Source organism: Citrobacter amalonaticus (assembly GCF_001559075.2).
GTDB classification, from domain to species: domain Bacteria; phylum Pseudomonadota; class Gammaproteobacteria; order Enterobacterales; family Enterobacteriaceae; genus Citrobacter_A; species Citrobacter_A amalonaticus_F.
On record NZ_CP014015.2, the window covers coordinates 3382206 to 3401100 of the forward strand.

Here is an 18895-nt window from a genome sequence, read left to right on the forward strand (position 1 = left end):
AGTCTACTCAAGCTCAGTGATCACTCACGGTGATAAGGGTGATTAGTGGTAATGCTCCACGCCCGATACAGGCTCTCTGCCACCAGCACCCGGACAAGCGGATGAGGAAGCGTGAGTGCAGAGAGCGACCAACTTTGTTCTGCCGCCGCTTTGCAGGCAGGGGATAATCCCTCCGGCCCGCCAATTAACAGGCTGACATCACGACCGTCCAGTTTCCAGCGTTCCAGTTCGGTCGCCAGTTGCGGCGTGTCCCAGGGTTTACCGGGAATATCCAGGGTGACGATGCGGTTTTTGCCAGCGGCAGCCAGCATCTGTTCACCCTCTTTGTCGAGAATACGCTTGATATCCGCGTTCTTGCCGCGTTTGCCGGCCGGAATTTCGAACAGCTCAAAAGGCATGTCTTTGGGAAAACGCCGCAGGTACTCGGTAAAACCGGTTTGTACCCAGTCGGGCATTTTCGTGCCTACCGCGACAAGTTGAAGCTTCACGCATTAACTCCAGAGTTTTTCCAGCTCATACAGGCGACGGCTCTCTTCCTGCATCACGTGGACAATCACTTCACCCAGGTCAACGACAATCCAGTCGGCGACGCTCTCACCTTCCACGCCCAGCGGCAGCATTCCCGCCGCGCGAGATTCCTGAACAACGTGGTCAGCAATAGACATGACGTGACGGCTGGACGTACCGGTACAGATGATCATGCAGTCGGTGATACTGGATTTGCCCTGAACGTCTAAGGCGATGATGTCCTGACCTTTAAGGTCATCAATTTTGTCGATAACAAAATCCTGGAGTGCTTTACCCTGCAAGTTTTCCCCCTGGGTGCATGAATGAGTATTAATAAGCCTGTCAGTATACCTGAACCCACAGTCTTTTCGGGACAAATGTCACCGGGCGGCTTTTGAAAGTGGGCTATCATCCCACCCCATGCAACAGAATGCATCGCCATTTTTGTAAAACAATTTCTGCAAAACGCTGAAGGGTGGGAAAAGTCTGGCAGCGGAGAATAGCAGCCTGTCCGGGGGTGTCAATGGGCGGAGCGTTGCTGGCGGTAAAAAACAGATATTTTACTCGCCGGGCGTCCATATCGCTCTACTGTTGAGAACCCGAAGCGTGGCAAAATCGCCAGTAAAATCAATGGCACTCCAGCAGCCTTGCTCAACGCGAAAATGCCACATCGCCGCGGCGGGCATGGCAAGCAACCGGGCGATTAACAGGCTGAGAACACCCTGATGGCTGACTATCAGCACATGATCATGGTGCTGATAGTCGGCGAGGAGCAACATTGCCTGCTCAACGCGCCGGGCGAAGGTCTGAAATCCCTCCCCATTGGTGGGAACCGCATTTTGCCAGTCGTTGCACCAGGCCGCATAGTTCTCGGCATCTTCGCGGGCCAGATCCTGGTGATGACGCATCTCCCAGTCGCCAAAGAACATCTCATTGAGCTCAGGCTTCACCTGCAGCGGCAGTTCACGTCCCTGAAGCACTAAGCGCGCCGTGTGCTGCGCACGCTCCAGCTCGCTACACAGCACCTGCTCAAAGGGAACCTGGCGAAGCAGTGTATTCAGCGTTTGCGCCTGCGCGACGCCGCGCCCGGTCAACGGCGTGGGGGCATGACCGCTGTACAATCCCGCCACATTAGCCTCGGTTTCACCATGACGAACTAACCAGAGTCGCATTTTCCCCTCGTGATACGTATTCGCGCAAAACATGATATTCGCCCTGAACGCGCGCGCTAATTTCTCTAAAATAGCCTCTTTTGCCAGGAGCGGCACGATGTCTCTATTCAAAAGCGCCCACGGCGGTAACACCCGTGAGGCGGCTGAGTTCCTCGGGATCTCGCCCGAGAAGTTGCTGGATTTTAGCGCGAATATTAATCCTCTGGGTATGCCTGAAACGGTAAAACGCGCCATTGTCGACAATTTACACCTTGCCGAGCGCTATCCTGACGTCGATTACCATCACCTGCATCAGGCGCTGGCCCGACATCATCAGGTGCCAGTCGAATGGATCCTCGCCGGAAACGGTGAGACAGAGTCGATCTTTACCCTGGTGAACGGCTTGAAACCGCGGCGAGCGATGATCGTCGCGCCGGGATTTGCCGAATACCGCCGCGCGTTGCAGGGTGGCGAATGCGTCATTGATACGTTCATGCTGCGTGAAGAAGATGGCTGGCAACTGACCGGGGCGATTCTCGATGCGTTAACGGCAGATCTGGACTGTCTGTTTTTGTGCACGCCTAACAATCCCACCGGATTACTGCCGGAGCGGGCGTTACTTGAGGCGATTGCCGGGCGCTGTCAGGCGCTGAATATAGCGCTGATTCTTGATGAAGCATTTATCGATTTTATCGCTGATGAAGCGGGATTTATTCCGCTGTTAAAGGATAACCCGCATATCTGGGTTCTGCGTTCACTGACAAAATTCTATGCCATCCCGGGACTGCGGCTGGGATATCTCATCAACAGCGATCTGCAGGCGGTCGCGGCGATGAGGGCGCGCCAGATGCCGTGGTCGATCAACGCTTTTGCCGCACTGGCAGGGGAACAGGTTCTGGAGGATACCGCGTATCAACAGGCGACATGGCAGTGGCTGCGGGAAGAGGGCGGACGTTTTTATCAGCAGCTGTGTGCGCTGCCGGGGCTGACGGTGTATCCCGGCCAGGCGAACTATCTTCTGCTGCGCTGCGAAACCGATCTTCAGCGCGCTTTGCTGGCGCGACATATTCTGATCCGCAGTTGCGCCAATTACCCAGGTCTTGATGGACGCTATTTCCGCGTGGCAATACGCAGTCAGGAAGAGAACAACCGCCTGCTGGCGGCGTTAAGCGACGTACTTAGCGATACAGTCCGTGCTCATTGATATACTCCAGCACCGCGTGCGGCATCAGATCATCACACGGTTCGCCGTTTTCCAGCCGCTCGCGGATGATCGTGGCGGAAATATTGAACCACGGCGTCTCGGCGAGATAGATTTTCCCTGCCGGTAGCAGGTGCAGATCGTCCGGCGTATTCGTCAGATGTTGATCCAGCCAATGCTGATGCTGTTCCTCCGCCATTTCAAGCGGATAGCCCGGACGGCGGCAGACAATAAGATGGGTATTGTCGAGAATGGTTTCGTAGTCATGCCAGGTCGGGAAGGTCAGCAACGAGTCCTGGCCAATGATAAACGCCAGCGGGGCATCCGGGCCTTGCTCTTCACGCCAGGCCTTCAGCGTTTGCGCCGTATAGGAAGGGGTGTCGTGCTTCAGTTCACGCTCATCGAGGATAAACAACGGCTTGTCAGCAATCGCCAGTTCAAGCATGGTTTTCCGCTGTGCGCTGGTGGCTTCCGGCTGCGGGCGATGAGGAGGAACATTATTAGGCATCACGATGACCCGTGACAGACCAATCAGGTTGGCCAGCGTTTCCACGGGTTTGAGGTGACCATAGTGCACCGGATCAAAGGTGCCGCCAAAGAGAGCCTGTAACGATTTCATATCAGCCATCAATAAAAACTTCAGCCAGCGCTTTGTGGCAAATCAGCAGTGAGAGCCCTTCAAGCTCCGCCCAGACCGACTGGCCATAATCCTGCTTCAGCGTGATTTCCGTACGTGTCAGTAACTGGACCGCCTGGCGTAACTGCGTCGGACTCAGTCGGTTCAGCGCGTCGCCGATCATACCCCGACGGTTTTGCCAGACGCGATGCTTATCGAAAAGCGTACGCAGCGGAGTATGGGCCGACTGGCGTTTCAGCGTTACCAGCAGCAACAGTTCGCGTTGCAGGGTACGCAGCAAAATAACCGGTTCGCTACCTTCCAGACGTAACTGCTGAAGAATGTGCAGTGCGCGCTTACTTTTGCCCATGACCAACGCATCTACCCAATGGAATGGGGTGAAGTGGGCGGCATCATTAACGGCCTGCTCGACGCGAGGCAGGGTGAGCTTACCGTCGGGCCACAACAAGGACAAACGTTCCAGCGCCTGCGCCAGTGCCAGCAGGTTACCTTCATAGCAATAGCACAACAGTTGATTCGCCGCGTCGTCCAGTTGCAGATTATTTTGCTTTGCGCGCGCCGCCACCCAACGGGGGAGTTGCGCCTGCTCCGGCGTCTGACAACTGATCTGTACGGCACGGTCGGCCAGCGCGCTAAACCAGGCGGCGTTTTCCTGCACTTTTGTGAGCTTGTTTCCGCGCACGATCAGCAGTAGATCGTCATGCAGCAGTTGAACCAACGTCGCCAGTTGTTCATTCATCGCGGCATTCGGACCATTTTCGGGCAGCAACAACAATAGCGTCTGACGGCTGGCGAACAGACTCATCGCCTGGCATTGCGAGAACAAGGCGTTCCAGTCAGTGTTGTTGTCGAGAGTAAACGTGTGGTGTTCGTCGAACCCCTGAGTTGCCGCAACCTGACGGATGGCATCCTGGCTTTCCTGCAACAGCAGCGGGTCGTTTCCGAGTAGCAGATACGCCGCGCGCAACCCTTCAGAGAGTTGCGCGCGGAGTTGTTCAGGGTACAACCGAATCATCAGTTACCCAGCGTGCTGGAGACACGCGTTGAAGAGGAAGCGGGAGCCGCTTCTGTATCGTCAACGGCAACCTCTTCTTGCGATGAGAGACGATCCGCAGCATGTACGCTTGGCAGCTTACGAATCAGTTGTTCCGCCGCTCTGTCGTACATTTCTTTGATGATCATATCCTGCTCGTTATCCTTCGCCAGCGCCATCTGCGGGTTGTCGAAGAACGAACGGAATACCCGGACGCTGATAGGATAAATATCGTGACCCGGAATCAATACTGACGCATTGACCGTCATAATCATCTGGTATTCCGCTGTCTGCCCATTCTGGAAGACAGACGCAGTATCTTTCGAAATGCTGACCCGGCCCAGACGCAGAGACGGTACGTCTTTACGCAGCGTACTCTTATCCAGTAGCTCAATGTCGTTCAGACGCAGTTGGTTACGCACCGCACGGCTTAACGGACCATTCGGATCCCCCGTGTCCAGAATCATGGTTTTCATGGTGTCCGGAACCTGCGTGGTATTGCGCAGGTGCCAGCCACATCCGGCGGTGGTTAACACCGCCAGAGATAACAACAATGTTGCCAGATATCGCACGCTTCCTCCCGCGCTTAGCCAACGACCAGATTGAGGAGTTTACCCGGTACGTAAATCACTTTACGCACGGTAACGCCATCAAGATATTTAGCGACCAGATGTTCCTGGCCCGCACGTTCACGAACCTGCTCTTCTGTCGCATTCACCGGAACGGTGATTTTACCACGTACCTTGCCGTTAACCTGGACCACGACCAGCGTGGAGTCTTCGACCATTGCAGCGTCGTCCGCGACCGGCCACGGCGCGTTGTCGATGTCGCCTTCGCCTTTCAGCGCCTGCCACAGCGTAAAGCAGACGTGTGGGGTGAACGGGTTGAGCATTCGTACTACCGCCAGCAGCGCTTCCTGCATCAGCGCACGATCCTGCTCGTCATCCTGCGGGGCTTTCGCCAGCTTGTTCATCAGCTCCATCACGGCGGCGATTGCTGTGTTGAAAGTCTGACGGCGGCCGATATCATCGGTCACTTTGGCGATCGTTTTGTGTACATCGCGACGCAGCGCTTTCTGATCTTCCGTCAGCGCGTCAACGTTCAGCGGCGCAACATCGCCACGGGAAGTGTGTTCGTACACCAGTTTCCAGACACGTTTCAGGAAGCGGTTAGCGCCTTCCACGCCGGACTCCTGCCATTCCAGCGTCATATCAGCCGGAGAGGCGAACATCATAAACAGACGCACGGTATCCGCGCCGTAACGTTCAACCATCACCTGCGGGTCGATACCGTTGTTTTTCGACTTGGACATTTTGCTCATGCCGGTATACACCAGCTCATGGCCCGCCGCGTCTTTCGCCTTCACGATACGGCCTTTCTCGTCGCGCTCAACGATCGCGTCCACCGGGGAAACCCAGTTACGCTCGCCGTTTTCGCCCACATAGTAGAACGCATCCGCCAGTACCATCCCCTGACACAGCAGCTGTTTTGCTGGCTCGTCAGAGTTCACCATGCCGGCATCGCGCATCAGTTTGTGGAAGAAGCGGAAGTAGAGCAGGTGCATGATGGCGTGTTCGATACCGCCAATGTAAATATCTACCGGCAGCCAGTAGTTTGCCGCGTTGGAATCCAGCATCCCTTCCTGATACTGCGGGCAGGTATAACGCGCATAGTACCAGGATGACTCCATAAAGGTGTCGAAAGTGTCGGTTTCGCGCAGCGCAGGCTGGCCGTTAACCGTGGTTTTCGCCCACTCAGGATCGGCTTTGATCGGACTGGTGATGCCGTCCATCACGACATCTTCCGGCAGGATCACCGGCAGTTGATCTTCCGGCGTTGGCAGTACGGTGCCGTCTTCCAGCGTGACCATCGGGATCGGTGCGCCCCAGTAACGCTGACGGGAAACGCCCCAGTCGCGCAGACGGTAGTTGATCTTACGCTCGCCCACGCCTTTGGCGACCAGCTTATCGGCAATGGCATTGAAGGCCGCGTCGAAGGCCAGACCGTCAAATTCACCAGAGTTAAACAGGACGCCTTTATCGGTCATCGCCTGTTCGGAAAGATCCGGCTCAGAACCATCGGCTGCCAGGATAACCGGCTTAATGGTTAAGCCGTATTTGGTGGCAAATTCGTAGTCGCGCTGATCGTGACCCGGTACAGCCATGACTGCGCCGGTGCCGTATTCCATCAGCACAAAGTTAGCCGCCCAGACCGGGATCGCTTCGCCGGTCAGCGGGTGAACCGCTTTGAAGCCGGTATCGACGCCTTTTTTCTCCATGGTCGCCATGTCGGCTTCGGCCACTTTGGTGTTACGGCATTCGTCGATAAAGGCTGCCAGTTCAGGGTTGTTCTCTGCCGCTTTCTGCGCCAGCGGGTGACCGGCGGCAACCGCCAGGTAAGTGGCGCCCATAAAGGTATCCGGGCGGGTCGTGTAAACGGTCAGCGTGTTGTCATAATCGTTCACGTTGAAGGTGATTTCCACGCCTTCAGAACGACCAATCCAGTTGCGCTGCATCGTTTTCACGGTGTCAGGCCAGTGATCCAGTTTATCGAGATCGTTGAGCAGTTCATCGGCATAGGCGGTGATTTTAATAAACCACTGCGGGATCTCTTTACGCTCAACTTTGGTGTCGCAGCGCCAGCAGCAGCCGTCGATAACCTGTTCGTTCGCCAGTACGGTCTGATCGTTCGGGCACCAGTTGACCGCAGAGGTCTTCTTGTAGACCAGACCTTTTTTGTACAGTTCGGTGAAGAATTTCTGCTCCCAGCGATAGTATTCCGGGGTACAGGTCGCCAGCTCACGGCTCCAGTCATAGCCAAAGCCCAGCATTTTGAGCTGGTTCTTCATGTAGGCGATATTGTCGTAGGTCCATGGTGCCGGCGCGGTGTTGTTTTTCACCGCCGCGCCTTCCGCAGGCAGGCCGAATGCGTCCCAGCCGATAGGCTGTAGCACGTTTTTGCCCAGCATGCGCTGATAACGGGCGATCACGTCACCGATGGTGTAGTTACGTACGTGGCCCATGTGTAGTCGACCAGAAGGATAGGGAAGCATAGACAGGCAGTAATACTTCTCTTTGCTCTCGTCTTCGGTAACTTCAAATGTGCGCTTCTCATCCCAGTGAAGCTGTACTTTGGATTCTATCTCTTCCGGGCGGTATTGCTCTTGCATGGCAGCCAGTGGTCCTGTTTTCAATACAGCTACAAACGTAGCTTTCGATGTGGTGTTTCAGATCCGCATAGCATAGCCCAAACGCCCGCGTCAAAACAGCCTTTCGCGCATTCAGGTTCGAATTCACGCAACGGTAATCCTTGCACGAATTTACACACTCTGTGGGCAGTCTTGCAAAGCGCGACCCAAATAACGTCTATTATTATAGACAGTTAACGACCCAGGAGGCGAAACGATGAACAAGGTTGCTCAATACTACCGTGAGCTGGTGGCGTCATTAAGTGAACGTCTGCGCAATGGCGAGCGTGATATCGATGCGCTGGTAGAACAGGCGCGGCAGCAGGTTTTGCAGGCCGGGGAGTTAACGCGAACCGAAGTGGACGAACTGACGCGCGCCGTCAGACGCGACCTGGAAGAGTTTGCCATCAGCTATGAGGAGAGTCTGGAAGAGGAGTCCGACAGCGTTTTTATGCGGGTGATTAAAGAGAGCCTGTGGCAGGAACTGGCGGATATCACCGACAAAACACAGCTCGAATGGCGCGAAGTTTTTCAGGACCTGAGTCATCACGGGGTATATCACAGCGGCGAAGTGGTGGGGTTGGGCAATCTGGTCTGTGAGAAGTGTCATTTTCACCTGGCGGTGTATACGCCGGACGTGTTGCCATTGTGCCCGAAATGCGGACACGACCAGTTCCAGCGCCGACCGTTTGAACCGTAATATAGCCTGATGGTGATGCTGACGCATCTTATCTGGCCTACGATGACTTATTATGTAGGCCGGATAAGCGTCAGCGCCATCCGGCATTGATCACGCGTAAAACTTTAGTCGTTCCGCCAGCAGGTCTACAAACCCTTCACGATCCACATCCACCATTACGGTGGCATTCGGCTTATTGCCCGTCAGGAAGTAATAGTCCACCACGGTCATCCCCTGGGTGTATTTCCCCTGCGTTTCCACGCCAACCCAGCGTTCAACGGTGGTAAACAGTTCGGGTTTCAACAGCCAGGCGATGGTGCACGGGTCGTGCAGCGGCGCGCCGGTAAATCCCCATTTCTCGTCTTTATGATACTCAAGGAAGAAGTCGAGTAGTTCAGCAACAATCGTGGATACCGGGTTACCAATGGCGCGGAAGCGTTCGGTATCTTCGACATGTATTTGCGCTTTATGCGTGACGTCCAGACCGGCCATCACCACCGGAATCCCCGACTGGAAGACGATTTCTGCGGCTTCAGGGTCGACATAGATATTGAATTCGGCGGCAGGCGTCCAGTTGCCCAACCCCATTGCACCGCCCATGATCACGATACGGGCGATTTTGTCACGCAGTTCTGGATGGCTGTTCAGCAACAGCGCAACGTTGGTTTGCGGCCCGGTTGAGACAAGGGTGACTGGTCGCGTGCTCTCGCGCAGCGTCTTTGCCATCAGCTCAACGGCGGTGCATGGCTGCGGCGCAAAGGCGGGTTCCGGTAGCGCCGGGCCATCCAGTCCGCTTTCGCCGTGGACGTTATCGGCAATGATCAGTTCACGCATCAAGGGCTTTGGCGCACCGCCCGCCACCGGAATGTCCGTGCGGTTCAGCAGCGTTAACATTCGCAATACGTTGCGCAGCGTTTTATCGGGGGTCTGGTTACCTGCGGATGAGGTGATGGCTTTAACGTCAAGTTCCGGTGAGGCGAGGGCGAGAACCATTGCGATAGCGTCATCATGACCCGGGTCGCAATCTATGATTATTGGCAGTGCCATTGTTACTCCTTATGAATGCTACTTTGTGGCAAGGGTAACGCCGGGGTGAAAATGATTCGAGGAGCGAGGCAAGAAAGCGTGAGATGGCGCGCACTCTGACATGCGCGCCAGCAAGATTAATGCAGGATTTTGGCGAGGAAGTCTTTTGCGCGTTCGGATTTCGGGTTAGCAAAGAACTCTTCTTTTGGTGAGTCCTCAACGATTTTCCCTTCGTCCATAAAGATCACCCGGTTCGCCACTTTGCGGGCAAAGCCCATTTCATGGGTTACGACCATCATGGTCATCCCTTCGTTGGCCAGTTCAACCATGACGTCCAGTACTTCGTTGATCATCTCCGGATCGAGTGCGGAGGTGGGTTCATCGAACAGCATCGCGATAGGATCCATACACAGCGCGCGGGCAATCGCCACACGCTGCTGCTGGCCGCCGGAAAGCTGCGCCGGATACTTATTGGCATGCGCGGCAAGGCCTACGCGTTCCAGCAACTTTTGCGCTTTTTCGCGCGCCGGGGCTTTATCACGCTTAAGGACTTTCACCTGCGCCAGGGTCAGGTTTTCGATAATCGACAGATGCGGGAACAGTTCAAAGTGCTGGAACACCATCCCGACGCGTGAACGTAACTTCGCCAGATCGGTTTTTTTGTCGTTGACCATAATGCCGTTCACGGTGATTTCACCTTTTTGCACTGGCTCCAGGCCGTTAACGGTTTTGATCAGCGTGGATTTCCCGGAACCTGACGGGCCGCAGACGACCACCACTTCGCCTTTTTTCACTTCCGTGGAGCAGTCGGTCAGCACCTGAAAGTGACCATACCATTTAGAAACATTTTTCAGGGTAATCATTAAACTGTCCTTTTCTTCAAATAGCTGACCAACAACGACGCGCTCAGGCTGATAACAAAGTAAACGGCACCGGCAAACAGGATCATTTCGACCTGTGTACCATCACGCTCGCCAATCGTAGACGCGGTGCGGAAGAAATCCGCGAGGCTTAAGACGTACACCAGAGACGTATCCTGGAACAGGACGATACCCTGCGTCAGCAGCAGCGGCACCATTGCGCGAAACGCCTGCGGCAAAATGATGAGCTTCATTGACTGCCAGTGAGTCATCCCCAACGCCAGCGCCGCACTCGACTGTCCACGGGAAATACTCTGGATACCCGCGCGGATAATTTCGGAGTAATAGGCGGCTTCAAACATCGAAAATGCGACCATCGCCGAAATCAGGCGAATATCGGTTTTCGGCGACAGCCCCAGTACGTCCTGTAATAGCCCTGGCACAATCAGGTAGAACCACAACAGTACCATCACCAGCGGGATGGAGCGGAAGACGTTAACGTACGCTTTAGCAAACCAGGCGACAGGCGCAAAACTGGAAAGGCGCATAACGGCGAGAATGGTGCCCCAGACAATGCCGATAATCACCGCTGTGACCGTAATTTTCAGCGTAATGAGCAGCCCATCCAGCAGATAGGGCAGGGAAGGGACAATAGAACTCCAGTCGAATTCGTACATTATTTGCCTCCCAGATTGCCAGGCAGGCGGATTTTACGTTCCACCAGACTCATCACCAGCATGATGAAGGCATTAATCAACACGTACGCCAGAGTAATGGCGGTAAACGATTCCCAGGCATGCGCCGAGTAATCCAGCAGCTTACCGGCCTGCGCGGCCATATCGACCAGACCGATGGTGGAGGCGATGGCGGAGTTTTTCACCAGGTTCATCATCTCAGAGGTCATCGGCGGGACGATCACGCGATAGGCGTTAGGCAGCAACACGTAGCGGTAGGCCTGCGGCAGGGTCAGCCCCATCGCCAGCGCCGCGTTTTTTTGGCCGCGCGGCAGTGACTGAATAGCGGCGCGAACCTGTTCGCAGACGCGTGCTGCGGTGAACAGCCCCAGACAGAGCATGGACGAAACGAAGAACTGAATATTGGGATCCAGTTCCGCCTTAAACCACATGCCAAGATCTTCTGGCAGCAGTTCAGGCACCACCAGATACCAGGTGAAGAACTGGACGATCAACGGTACGTTACGGAACAGTTCTACATACAGGGTGCCGATCCCGGAAAGGAAGCGATTCGGGACAGTACGTAAAATGCCAAACAAAGAACCGACCAGGAAGGCAATGATCCAGGCGGTGATGGATAGTGCGACGGTGACCTGGAAACCGCTCCAGAGCCAGCCGAGATAGGTGGTGTTGCCGAATGGGGCTTGTTGTAAAAAAATGCCCCAGTTCCAGTCTATTGACATACATCTACTCCGAAAAAATAAGGGTAGCAGCGCTACCCTCGAAGATTGTTATCCAGCGTACTTCGGTTTTCAGGCCTGATGGGGAACGACCATCAGGCATATAGTCTGTCCGTGCTGTATAGCAATCGAGAGGGCAAGGAGTTCCCGCCCCATTTCGTTCTAGTTAGTTAAGTGCTTTATCATTCGGTTCTTTGAACAGGGCCTGCATTTCGTTCGACAGTTCGAAGTTCATGTTCAGGTTTTTCGGTGGGATCGGATTTTTGAACCACTTATCAAACCATTTCGCGGCTTCGCCTGAGGTCTGCGCCTGGGCGATGGTGTCATCCATCAGCTTTTTGAACTCAGGATCGTTCTTACGCAGCATGCAGCCGTAAGCTTCCTGAGACTGTGGTTTGCCGACGATTTCCCAGTTATCCGGTTTCTTCGCCTTCGCGCGCTCACCGGCCAGCAGGGCATCATCCATCATAAAGGCAACGGCGCGACCGCTTTCCAGGGTACGGAAAGAGTCACCGTGGTCTTTAGCGCTGATGATACGCATATCCATTTTTTGCTCGTCGTTCAGCTTGTGCAGCAGAATTTCAGAGGTGGTGCCTGAGGTTACAACAACCGCTTTGCCTTTCAGATCGCCGAAGTCTTTAATGTCGCCGCCTTTCTTCGCCAGCAGACGTGTGCCGACGACAAAGATGGTGTCAGAGAAAGCGGCCTGTTTCTGGCGCTCAAGGTTGTTGGTGGTGGAACCGCACTCAAAGTCGAAAGTGCCGTTTTGCAGCAGCGGGATACGGTTCTGAGAGGTAATCGGGATCAGCTTAACCTGCAGATCGGGCTTGTTCAGTTTCTTCTTCACGGCTTCAACGATGGCGTTGGAGTAATCCTGAGAATAACCCACCACTTTCTGCTGATTGTCGTAATAAGAGAACGGCACGGAGGATTCACGGTGACCGACGACGATAACGCCGTTCTTGGCGATCTTGTCGAGCGTGCTGCCTGCGGCGGGCGCCGCGTCTTCCGCGTGTACCAGACCGGCTGACAGTCCCATCACCAGCATTGCTGTGGCTAGCTTACGTAATTGCATATCCAACTCCTTATCGTCTGCGCCGTCGACGCAGTGATACCTATTGTGAGTGTCTGTGTTGTTATCACCTGCAACTTAAGCGTGCAGTGTTTTACCTGTTTGTTAACATTTAGTCTGGCTTAATGTAAAGATTTTGCTGCGTTATTGTTTATTTTTGCGAAGTGCGCCGCACCGTTTAGAGGCAAAAATCTCTCATTGCACCGTTTCGGTGCTACCGGTGAACTACTTTAGTGCGACTAAGTTGCGCTAAACGCTAAAAACAGGTTTGCCTTTTTTAACAAAGCAATAGGCGTGCCAGAATGGTTTTCGGGGGGAAGGTTTGTAGGCCTGATAAGCGTAGCGCCATCAGGCACGATGTGGCACAACCGCCGGATGGCGGCGTACCGCCTTATCCGGCCTGGATTTGATGGTGCACTGTGTTATCTGCGACGTTGACGCAAACTCATTAACACGGCGGCAAAACCAAACAGCGCGGTAATAAGCCACAGCGGCCAGTTGCCCGTGCGGGCGTACGGCGTTAAGCCCGTTGTTGGCGTCACATCGGCGGTCAACACCTGGCGCGTAAATTGCGGGATCATCGCCTGGATCTCGCCCTGCGGGCCAATCACTGCCGTAATACCGTTGTTAGTACTGCGCAACAGCGGCCGCGCCAGCTCAAGCGATCGCATCCGCGCCATCTGGAAATGCTGCCACGGGCCAATCGACTTACCAAACCACGCATCGTTGGAGATGGTCAGCAGATAGTCCGTATCCGGACGGAAGTTATCGCGTACCTGTTCGCCCAGAATGATCTCGTAGCAAATCGCGGCGGTCAGCGCTAAACCGTGCGCATGCAGCTGCGGCTGAACATACGGGCCACGGCTGAACGAGGACATCGGCAGGTCAAAGAACGGCGCTAAGGGGCGTAGAATGGATTCCAGCGGCACAAACTCACCAAACGGCACCAGATGGTTTTTGTTGTAGCGGTTGGTGGAGTCATAGAGGTAAGGATTGTCTTTCCCCAGCGTGATGATGGTGTTGTAGGTGTCGTAGCGGTTCTGCTTGTTCAGTCGCGCATCGACAATACCAGTAATCAGCGAGCTGTTCTTCGAACGCAACAGGTCGTCCATCATGCTCAGAAAGCGCTGTTGGTTGATTTCCAGATCCGGAATGGCGGATTCCGGCCAGATGATCAGCTGCGATTTCCCCATTTCGGGCTGCGTCGCATCCAGATAGATCTTGAGCGTATTCATCAACTGGCCTTCGTCCCATTTCAACGACTGCGGGATATCGCCCTGAACCATCGATACGCGGGTGGTTCTTTGCGGTTCCAGCGTGTACCACTGGATATAGCGCAGCGGGAAGGGGAGCGCGAAAAGGACGATAGCGACCACCAGCGGACGCCAGTTACGGCTGACCAGCGAGAGAACCAGCAATCCGCTGACCATCATCAGCAGGAAGTTAATGGCGTCGACACCCATTACCGGCGCCAGCCCTTTCAGCGGGCCGTCGATCTGACTGTAGCCAAACTGCAGCCACGGAAATCCTGTCAGCACCCAGCCACGCAGGAATTCGGTTAGCTGCCAGACCACCGGCGCAGCAATGGCGACCCGTAACCAGCTGGTTTTCGGCCACAGACGCGCAAGTACGCCAGCAAACAGCCCGGTATACAGTGAAAGGTATGCCGCGAGCAGCACGACAAGGAAGACGTTGATCGGGCCTGGCATCCCGCCAAACTGCGCAATGCTGACGTAAACCCAGTTGATCCCCGTCCCGAAGAGTCCCAGTCCCCAGAAATAGCCGATAGCGGCTGACTGACGCGGGCGACGATTCAGGGTTAATGCCTGCAAACCCATCAGCGACACAATCGCAGCGGGCCAGATGTCATAAGGAGAAAAAGCCAGCGTACCGCAGGCACCGAATAATAACGCCAGCAGCAGGCGAATGCGCTGGCGTTCAATTAATGAGGCAAAAGCCATTGAGTTCTTCTTCCCGTTCGGTTTTATTCGTCCAGTTTTGGCTGGGGGGAGTCATCCGGAATTCTGACGTGAACCTGAATAATACGACGGCTGTCGGCCATTGCCACTTTGAACTGGTAACCATCGATATCAATGGTTTCACCCCGTGCGGGCAGGTGACCAAACGCCTGCATCACCAGACCCCCAATGGTATCGACCTCTTCGTCGCTAAAGCTGGTGCCGAAGGCGTCATTGAAGTCTTCGATCGGCGCAAGCGCGCGAATGGTCCAGGTGTGGCGACTGAGCTGACGGAAGTCGATATCATCTTCTTCGTCGTATTCATCTTCGATTTCACCGACGATCAGCTCAAGGATGTCTTCAATGGTCACCAGACCGGAGACACCGCCGAATTCGTCGATGACGATAGCCATATGGTAACGCTGAGAGCGAAACTCTTTGAGCATACGGTCAACGCGTTTGCTCTCCGGGACGACAACGGCCTGACGTAACACTTTCTCCATGCTGAAGGCCTCGGCATCGCTGCGCATAAACGGCAGCAAATCCTTGGCCATCAGAATCCCTTCAATGTGATCTTTGTCTTCGCTGATCACCGGAAAACGCGAGTGGGCGGACTCGATGATGACATCGAGGCATTCATCCAGCGTCTGGTTGCGTTTCAGGGTAATCATCTGGGAGCGGGGGATCATGATGTCGCGAACGCGCTGGTCCGCAATGTCCATCACCCCTTCGAGCATGTCGCGCGTATCCTCATCGATAAGCTCGTTCTGCCCGGAATCACGGATCAGCGCCAGCAGTTCATCACGGTTTTTCGGTTCACCGTGGAAAAGTTGGCTCAGTAACAGGGAAAAAAATCCCTTCTTGCTGCTTAACGTGTCACTACTGTGTGAATTGTCGTCGCTCATGGCGTCGTATGGGTTCTCTTGTTAGTTAATCTCTTGCTCAATGCGCGCAAACTCAGCGCATGGCATCACCGGAAACCACCGGGCATTCGCCCGGTCGCTTATTCCTTCTCGGCAATGTACGGATCCTCATAGCCCAGAGCAAGCATAATCTCTGTCTCGAGGGCTTCCATCTCTTCTGCCTCGTCGTCTTCGATATGATCGTAGCCCAGCAAATGCAGGCTGCCGTGGACGACCATGTGCGCCCAGTGGGCATCCAGCGGCTTACCTTGCTCCTGCGCTTCCTGTTCAACGACCTGACGGCAGATGATCAAGTCGCCAAGCAGCGGCAACTCAATACCTGGTGGGGCTTCAAACGGGAAGGAGAGCACATTGGTCGGCTTGTCTTTCCCGCGCCAGGTCAGATTGAGGTCGTGGCTTTCGGCCTCATCCACCACGCGAATCGTCACTTCTGATTCTTCCTGAAATTGCGGGATAACCGCATTCAACCAGGTCTGAAACTGGCTCTCTTCTGGCAAACCGCTGTTGTTTTCACACGCCAGTTGCAAATCAAGGATCACCTGACTCATTTCTGTTCCTGTTCCTGAGCTTCACGCTTGCGCTCGGCAGCCTGCTCGGCTTTACGTTTTTGTTCGGCTTCTTCCCATGCTTCATAGGCGTTAACGATACGGGCAACCACCGGGTGGCGCACGACGTCTTCGCTGTGGAAGAAGTTAAAGCTGATCTCGTCGACCTCTGCCAGCACCTCAACGGCATGGCGCAGACCAGACTTGATGTTGCGCGGCAGGTCAATCTGTGTGACGTCGCCGGTAATCACCGCCTTCGAGTTAAAGCCGATGCGGGTCAGGAACATCTTCATCTGTTCGATGGTGGTGTTCTGGCTCTCATCAAGAATGATAAAGGCATCGTTCAGCGTACGTCCGCGCATATAGGCCAGCGGAGCCACTTCGATCACGTTGCGCTCAATCAGCTTTTCAACTTTCTCGAAGCCGAGCATTTCGAACAGGGCGTCATACAGCGGGCGCAGGTATGGGTCAACCTTCTGGCTCAAATCGCCTGGCAGGAAGCCCAGTTTTTCCCCGGCTTCAACCGCCGGACGAGTCAGCAGAATACGGCGGATTTCCTGCCGCTCAAGGGCATCCACGGCGGCGGCAACGGCGAGGTAGGTTTTCCCTGTACCGGCAGGACCGACGCCGAAGGTGATGTCATGGTCGAGAATGTTGGCGATGTACTGCGCCTGGTTAGGCGTACGCGGTTTAATCACGCCACGCTTGGTTTTGATATTGACCGCTTTGCCGTACTCGGGAACGCTTTCGGCGCTCTGCTCAAGCACACGCGCTTCTTTAATCGCAAGATGGATTTGCTCCGGTTCGATATCCTGCGTCTGGCCGCGCATCGGCGCAGTATCGACATACAGGCTGCGCAGGATATCTGCCGCAGCGGTGACGCAAATCGAGCGACCGGTCAGTTTAAAATGGTTGTCACGGCGGTTAATCTCGATGCCGAGACGGCGTTCCAGCTGTTTAATGTTGTCATCAAACGGGCCGCAAAGGCTCAGCAGGCGGGCGTTGTCTGCAGGCTCAAGGGTAATTTCGCGAGTGTCTGTGTTCAAACTGTTCCTCTTATGCATAGGGAGCCGGAAGATGAACATTCACCGGCCTGTCAGGAAATTATTCACGCCACGGGGGAAAGGCGCAAGCACTGGAATAAAGATGGGGGCGTAGAGAGGAAATACAAGAGCCTTATCGGGCCTATGAAGCGTCGTGCTCCAGTAGGCCCGATAAGCGTAGCACCATCGGGCATTTTGACGTTTTCAGCAGAATTAAGGCTGCCAGAACCCGACGCCAATCTCGTTCTCTTTACGGGTTCGCGCAATCACCGATTCCGGGGTTTCTGCAATGCGCAGACCCATTTCGTCTTCGGTGCGCACCACTTTCCCGCGCAGTGAGTTGGTCCAGACATCGGTAATTTCCACATCGACAAATTTACCGATCATCTCCGGCGCGCCTTCGAAGTTCACCACGCGGTTATTTTCGGTACGACCAGACAGTTCCATGATGCTCTTACGCGACGTTCCTTCCACCAGAATGCGCTGAACGGTGCCGAGCATACGACGACTCCAGGCCATCGCCTGCTGGTTAATGCGATCCTGCAGAATATACAGACGCTGTTTCTTCTCTTCTTCCGGCACGTCATCGACCATATCGGCGGCCGGCGTTCCCGGACGTGCAGAGAAGATGAAGCTGTAGCTCATATCGAAATTAACGTCAGCAATCAGCTTCATGGTCTGCTCGAAGTCCTGGGTGGTTTCACCCGGGAAGCCGACGATGAAATCGGAGCTTATCTGAATGTCCGGACGTGCCGCACGCAGCTTGCGAATGATCGCTTTATATTCCAGCGCCGTGTGGGTCCGTCCCATCAGATTCAGCACGCGATCCGAACCGCTCTGCACTGGCAGGTGCAGGAAGCTCACCAGTTCCGGCGTGTCGCGATAGACATCGATAATGTCGTCGGTGAACTCGATCGGATGGCTGGTGGTGAAGCGGATGCGGTCGATACCGTCAATGGCGGCAACCAGACGCAGCAGGTCGGCGAACGAACCGGTGGTGCCGTCGTAGTTTTGTCCGCGCCAGGCGTTGACGTTCTGACCAAGCAGATTGACTTCACGTACGCCCTGAGCGGCAAGCTGGGCGATTTCAAACAGGATATCATCCGACGGGCGGCTGACTTCTTCACCGCGGGTGTAAGGCACCACGCAGTAAGTACAATATTTGTTGCAGCCTTCCATAATAGAGACAAACGCGGTCGGACCTTCCGCGCGCGGTTCAGGCAGGCGGTCAAACTTCTCGATCTCCGGGAAGCTAATGTCGACAACCGGGCTACGGTTGCCGCGAACGGAGTTAATCATCTCCGGCAGGCGATGCAGCGTTTGCGGCCCGAAGATAATGTCGACATAGTGCGCGCGTTGGCGGATATGATCGCCTTCCTGAGACGCCACACAACCGCCGACACCGATGATCAGATCGGGATTCTTCTCTTTTAAGAGCTTCCAGCGGCCCAACTGATGGAAGACTTTTTCCTGAGCCTTCTCGCGGATTGAGCAGGTATTCAGCAGCAGCACATCCGCTTCTTCCGCCACATCGGTCAGTTGATACCCGTGAGTGGCATCCAGCAGATCGGCCATCTTCGATGAATCGTATTCGTTCATCTGACAGCCCCAGGTTTTAATATGGAGTTTTTTGGTCATCGACTTGCTCTTGCGAAATAG

19 protein-coding genes are annotated in these 18895 nt (G+C 54.9%); 2 read left to right on the forward strand and 17 right to left on the reverse strand.

Going from position 1 to position 18895, the window contains the following annotated elements:
• Nucleotides 1-20 precede the first annotated feature (20 nt).
• From rlmH to AL479_RS16270, 3 genes are all read right to left on the reverse strand, one after another.
• Nucleotides 21-488 (reverse strand): 23S rRNA (pseudouridine(1915)-N(3))-methyltransferase RlmH, encoded by a 468-nt coding sequence (gene rlmH / locus AL479_RS16260; protein ID WP_061076821.1) that lies wholly within the window; start codon nucleotides 486-488, stop codon nucleotides 21-23.
• A gap of 3 nt (nucleotides 489-491) precedes the next feature.
• The gene (rsfS, locus tag AL479_RS16265) at nucleotides 492-809 is read right to left on the reverse strand and encodes a ribosome silencing factor (protein WP_012904988.1); all 318 of its coding nucleotides are present in this window, start codon (nucleotides 807-809) and stop codon (nucleotides 492-494) included.
• A 258-nt stretch (nucleotides 810-1067) separates the two neighbouring features.
• Nucleotides 1068-1679 carry an adenosylcobalamin/alpha-ribazole phosphatase gene (locus tag AL479_RS16270; protein ID WP_061077994.1) on the reverse strand — a complete coding sequence of 204 codons (612 nt, stop codon included), beginning with the start codon at nucleotides 1677-1679 and terminating at the stop codon, nucleotides 1068-1070.
• Between the two features lie 97 nt (nucleotides 1680-1776).
• On the opposite strand from AL479_RS16270, the gene cobD reads away from it, so the two are divergent.
• A complete protein-coding gene (cobD, locus tag AL479_RS16275; RefSeq protein ID WP_061076822.1) occupies nucleotides 1777-2862 on the forward strand; it encodes a threonine-phosphate decarboxylase CobD in 1086 nt (361 codons plus the stop codon).
• Here cobD and nadD read toward each other — a convergent pair.
• The 4 genes from nadD to leuS are packed head-to-tail and all read right to left on the reverse strand — an operon-like array spanning nucleotide 2837 to nucleotide 7698.
• The gene (gene nadD / locus AL479_RS16280) at nucleotides 2837-3478 is read right to left on the reverse strand and encodes a nicotinate-nucleotide adenylyltransferase (protein WP_081093735.1); all 642 of its coding nucleotides are present in this window, start codon (nucleotides 3476-3478) and stop codon (nucleotides 2837-2839) included. The two genes, cobD and nadD, sit on opposite strands and share 26 nt — an antisense overlap.
• Before the next feature lies 1 nt (nucleotide 3479).
• Complete coding sequence (holA, locus tag AL479_RS16285) at nucleotides 3480-4511, reverse strand: DNA polymerase III subunit delta (protein ID WP_061076824.1); 1032 nt, start codon at nucleotides 4509-4511, stop codon at nucleotides 3480-3482.
• Complete coding sequence (gene lptE / locus AL479_RS16290) at nucleotides 4511-5101, reverse strand: LPS assembly lipoprotein LptE (protein WP_061076825.1); 591 nt, start codon at nucleotides 5099-5101, stop codon at nucleotides 4511-4513. The genes holA and lptE overlap by 1 nt, the downstream gene beginning before the upstream one ends.
• Before the next feature lie 14 nt (nucleotides 5102-5115).
• Nucleotides 5116-7698, reverse strand: a complete 2583-nt coding sequence (gene leuS / locus AL479_RS16295) for a leucine--tRNA ligase (RefSeq protein WP_061076826.1) — start codon at nucleotides 7696-7698, stop codon at nucleotides 5116-5118.
• 235 nt (nucleotides 7699-7933) lie between these two features.
• On the opposite strand from leuS, the gene AL479_RS16300 reads away from it, so the two are divergent.
• Entirely contained in the window at nucleotides 7934-8416 is a 483-nt protein-coding gene (locus AL479_RS16300) for a zinc ribbon-containing protein (protein WP_043001417.1), read from the forward strand.
• A gap of 90 nt (nucleotides 8417-8506) precedes the next feature.
• Here AL479_RS16300 and rihA read toward each other — a convergent pair whose 3' ends face one another.
• From rihA to miaB, 10 genes are all read right to left on the reverse strand, one after another.
• Nucleotides 8507-9442: a pyrimidine-specific ribonucleoside hydrolase RihA gene (rihA, locus tag AL479_RS16305; RefSeq protein WP_061076827.1), complete on the reverse strand. Its 936-nt coding sequence runs from the start codon at nucleotides 9440-9442 to the stop codon at nucleotides 8507-8509.
• 116 nt (nucleotides 9443-9558) lie between these two features.
• Entirely contained in the window at nucleotides 9559-10284 is a 726-nt protein-coding gene (gltL, locus tag AL479_RS16310) for a glutamate/aspartate ABC transporter ATP-binding protein GltL (RefSeq protein WP_043001415.1), read from the reverse strand.
• Nucleotides 10284-10958, reverse strand: a complete 675-nt coding sequence (gltK, locus tag AL479_RS16315; RefSeq protein ID WP_043001414.1) for a glutamate/aspartate ABC transporter permease GltK — start codon at nucleotides 10956-10958, stop codon at nucleotides 10284-10286. The genes gltL and gltK overlap by 1 nt, the downstream gene beginning before the upstream one ends.
• Nucleotides 10958-11698 (reverse strand): glutamate/aspartate ABC transporter permease GltJ, encoded by a 741-nt coding sequence (gene gltJ, locus AL479_RS16320; protein ID WP_061076828.1) that lies wholly within the window; start codon nucleotides 11696-11698, stop codon nucleotides 10958-10960. The genes gltK and gltJ overlap by 1 nt, the downstream gene beginning before the upstream one ends.
• A 163-nt stretch (nucleotides 11699-11861) precedes the next feature.
• On the reverse strand, nucleotides 11862-12770 hold the full coding sequence (locus AL479_RS16325; protein WP_061076829.1) for an amino acid ABC transporter substrate-binding protein: 909 nt from the start codon (nucleotides 12768-12770) through the stop codon (nucleotides 11862-11864).
• A 419-nt stretch (nucleotides 12771-13189) separates the two neighbouring features.
• A complete protein-coding gene (lnt, locus tag AL479_RS16330) occupies nucleotides 13190-14728 on the reverse strand; it encodes an apolipoprotein N-acyltransferase (protein WP_061076830.1) in 1539 nt (512 codons plus the stop codon).
• Between the two features lie 23 nt (nucleotides 14729-14751).
• Nucleotides 14752-15630, reverse strand: a complete 879-nt coding sequence (corC, locus tag AL479_RS16335; protein ID WP_061076831.1) for a CNNM family magnesium/cobalt transport protein CorC — start codon at nucleotides 15628-15630, stop codon at nucleotides 14752-14754.
• Nucleotides 15631-15728: 98 nt separating this feature from the next.
• Nucleotides 15729-16196, reverse strand: a complete 468-nt coding sequence (ybeY, locus tag AL479_RS16340; RefSeq protein WP_061076832.1) for an rRNA maturation RNase YbeY — start codon at nucleotides 16194-16196, stop codon at nucleotides 15729-15731.
• Nucleotides 16193-17239: a PhoH family protein gene (locus AL479_RS16345; protein WP_061076833.1), complete on the reverse strand. Its 1047-nt coding sequence runs from the start codon at nucleotides 17237-17239 to the stop codon at nucleotides 16193-16195. The genes ybeY and AL479_RS16345 overlap by 4 nt, the downstream gene beginning before the upstream one ends.
• A 210-nt stretch (nucleotides 17240-17449) precedes the next feature.
• Nucleotides 17450-18874, reverse strand: coding sequence for a tRNA (N6-isopentenyl adenosine(37)-C2)-methylthiotransferase MiaB (gene miaB / locus AL479_RS16350; RefSeq protein WP_061076834.1), 1425 nt, complete (start codon nucleotides 18872-18874; stop codon nucleotides 17450-17452).
• Between the last annotated feature and the right edge of the window lie 21 nt (nucleotides 18875-18895).